This is a genomic window from Bacteroidota bacterium (genome assembly GCA_039111535.1).
Taxonomy (GTDB): domain Bacteria; phylum Bacteroidota; class Rhodothermia; order Rhodothermales; family JAHQVL01; genus JBCCIM01.
This window is the reverse complement of the sequence record JBCCIM010000337.1, coordinates 1-2781: the sequence shown is the minus strand read 5'-3', so window position 1 is coordinate 2781 and position 2781 is coordinate 1. Positions and strand designations below refer to the sequence as shown.

The window sequence follows — 2781 nt, the reverse complement described above, 5'->3', positions numbered from 1 at the left end:
GCAGAAATTCGAGATTTAATGGAATCAAGAGCCAGGTATTTAGCAGATAGCTGACAACAGCTGACAGAGTCAACACAAAAGTCGTGGCCATCCCCATACCCAGGGCAGTTTCTACGCTGGTAGAAACACTCATAAACGGGCACAACCCCAAGAATTTAGTCAGCACAAAATTGTTAATTAATACTGTGCTAATGAAGATCAACAGATAGTCCATGGCATCCTGTAAAATGACCTGTTTATTAAAGATATAACACGGATGAAAGCAGTGGGCAATGATGTATTGACAGCGCGAGCAGTTGATATGCAAACAAACAAAAACTGGGAGATAGATCCCTTTGCTGTACGTGGTATGCACTTTGATAAAGCGGCAAATGAGTATGTAGTGCGCACTTTTATGCCCAGAGTACAGCGCGTCGAAGTTGTTGACATATTACACAACAAAATTGTTGCTGATTTACCTTCGCAAGGTGCTGATGGCTGGTTTGCTGGCACAGTTGGCGAACATGAATTTCCTTACCGTTTGCGCATTACGACAGAACATGGCGTTGCCGAAATTGAAGATCCTTATTGCTTGCCCATGCTTTTGGGTGAGCTTGATCTGCACTTACTCGCAGAAGGTACACATAGACAAGCATGGGAGAAACTTGGAGCGCATCCATGCGAGTTTGAAGGTGTTGCCGGTGTCAGTTTTGCCGTCTGGGCCCCTAATGCAAGTAGGGTTTCAGTTGTTGGTGACTTTAATCAATGGGATGGCCGCTGTCACCCTATGCGCCTAAGGATCGAAGCAGGTATCTGGGAGCTATTTATTCCAGGGCTGGCAGAAGGCTTACACTACAAGTATGAGCTTAAAACTAACAACGGCGATTTATTGCCATTAAAATCAGACCCCTTTGCGTTTGCCTGCGAAATACCGCCTAAAACCGCTGCTGTTGTACATCGCCTTGATACATTTCGCTGGCAGGATGATGACTGGATGCGAAAGCGAGCAAAAAATCAGTCCCGACACGCTCCCATCAGTATTTACGAAGTCCATTTAGGTTCTTGGCAACGTGGCCCTGACAATCGCTATCTGAGTTACCACGAACTTGCTGAAGAACTGATTCCCTACGTACGTAATATGGGGTTTACTCATTTACAGTTACTTCCTGTCAGTGAACATCCGTTTGACGGTTCATGGGGTTACCAGCCTATCGGGTTGTATGCACCGACCTCCCGCTTTGGTTCACCAGAGGATTTCTGTTACTTCGTTAACGCCTGTCACAGAGCTGGTTTAGGTGTCATTATTGATTGGGTGCCTGGTCATTTTCCGACCGACGAACATGGGTTGGCTCAATTTGATGGTACACATTTGTATGAACATGCTGATCCGCGCCAGGGTTTTCACCAAGACTGGAATACGTTAATTTACAACTATGGTCGCAATGAGGTCGTTAATTTCCTGCTCAACAATGCACTGTTCTGGTTAAAGCAATACCATATCGACGGACTGCGGGTTGATGCAGTCGCCTCCATGTTATACCTCGATTATAGCCGCGAAGAGAGCGAATGGATTCCCAACGAATATGGTGGCAATGAAAACCTGGAGGCTGTTAGCTTTCTTAAAAGATTGAATGAAGCAGTATATGGTGAGTGCCCGGGGGCTATCACGATTGCTGAAGAATCCACAGCTTGGCCAGGCGTATCACAGCCGACCTGGCTCGGCGGCCTAGGGTTTGGGTTTAAATGGAATATGGGGTGGATGCACGACACATTAGACTATATGAAACATGAACCAATCCATCGACAATATCATCATCATGATATGACCTTTGGCTTGCTGTATGCATTTAGCGAAAATTTTATTCTACCTCTCAGTCATGATGAAGTTGTGCATGGTAAAGGTTCAATGATTAGCCGAATGCCCGGCGATGCGTGGCAACAATTTGCCAGCTTGCGTGCTTATTTTGGCTTCATGTGGATGCATCCAGGTAAAAAGCTATTGTTTATGGGCAGCGAATTCGCGCACGGTCTAGAGTGGCATCATGATCGCAGCCTTGATTGGGATCTGCTAGAAATTCACTGGCATGCCGGGGTACAACGCCTCATCAAAGATTTGAATTGGCTTTATAATGAATTACCCACCTTACATCAGCATGATTGCGAACCGCAGGGGTTTGAGTGGCTCAAAGCTAATGAATCGAGCGAGTCAGCTTATGCCTGGATGCGCCACGGTCAAGACAACCCTCCCGTTATCATCGTGAGCCACTTCACGCCTATTGTTCGAGAATCTTATCGAGTAGGTGTGCCTGCGCTTGGTTTCTATCATGAAAAACTAAACACTGATGCCGAATATTACGGCGGCAGCAATGTTGGTAACCAGGGAGGGGTACCTGCTGAACACGTGCCTTGCGATGGGCAACCGTATTCAATTGCGATTGTTGCCGCCGCCGCTGGCGTAGTGGGCCTTGACGGGGGTCTTGTTCTCCGGCGCCATCTGGTGAGGTGACGCCCCGGCCGCGACGGGAGAGGCGGCCAATCCGTTCTTCGTCACGGGATCAAAGTTGTTGCTCGCGCCGGCGTTTCCCCGAAAGTTGCTGCTGCTGCCGCTCTCTCGCCTCTTCGGCATGAACGACGACGACGGCTGCTGTTGCTGTTGTTGCTGCTGCTGCATGGTGGAGCTCGCGATGCTCGTCGTGCAGAAGTTGGCCAGGAAGAACGTGTGGTCCACCGGGACCTTGTCGGGCTTGGGCTGCACGGGCTTCTCGTTGCCGAGGATGGCCTCGGTGGCCGCGTGCACCGTGT

3 protein-coding genes are annotated in these 2781 nt (G+C 48.9%); 1 reads left to right on the top strand and 2 read right to left on the bottom strand.

What is annotated here, in order from left to right; translation table 11 throughout:
• Positions 1-214, bottom strand: a 214-nt coding sequence (locus AAF564_26565) for an Rnf-Nqr domain containing protein (GenBank protein MEM8489136.1), incomplete at its 3' end; no start/stop codon positions are given.
• A gap of 42 nt (positions 215-256) precedes the next feature.
• Here AAF564_26565 and glgB point away from each other — a divergent pair.
• Positions 257-2485 carry a 1,4-alpha-glucan branching protein GlgB gene (glgB, locus tag AAF564_26560; protein MEM8489135.1) on the top strand — a complete coding sequence of 743 codons (2229 nt, stop codon included), beginning with the start codon at positions 257-259 and terminating at the stop codon, positions 2483-2485.
• Here glgB and AAF564_26555 read toward each other — a convergent pair.
• Positions 2405-2781 (bottom strand): hypothetical protein (locus tag AAF564_26555; GenBank protein MEM8489134.1); only part of this gene is annotated, 377 nt, incomplete at its 5' end. The genes glgB and AAF564_26555 overlap by 81 nt on opposite strands.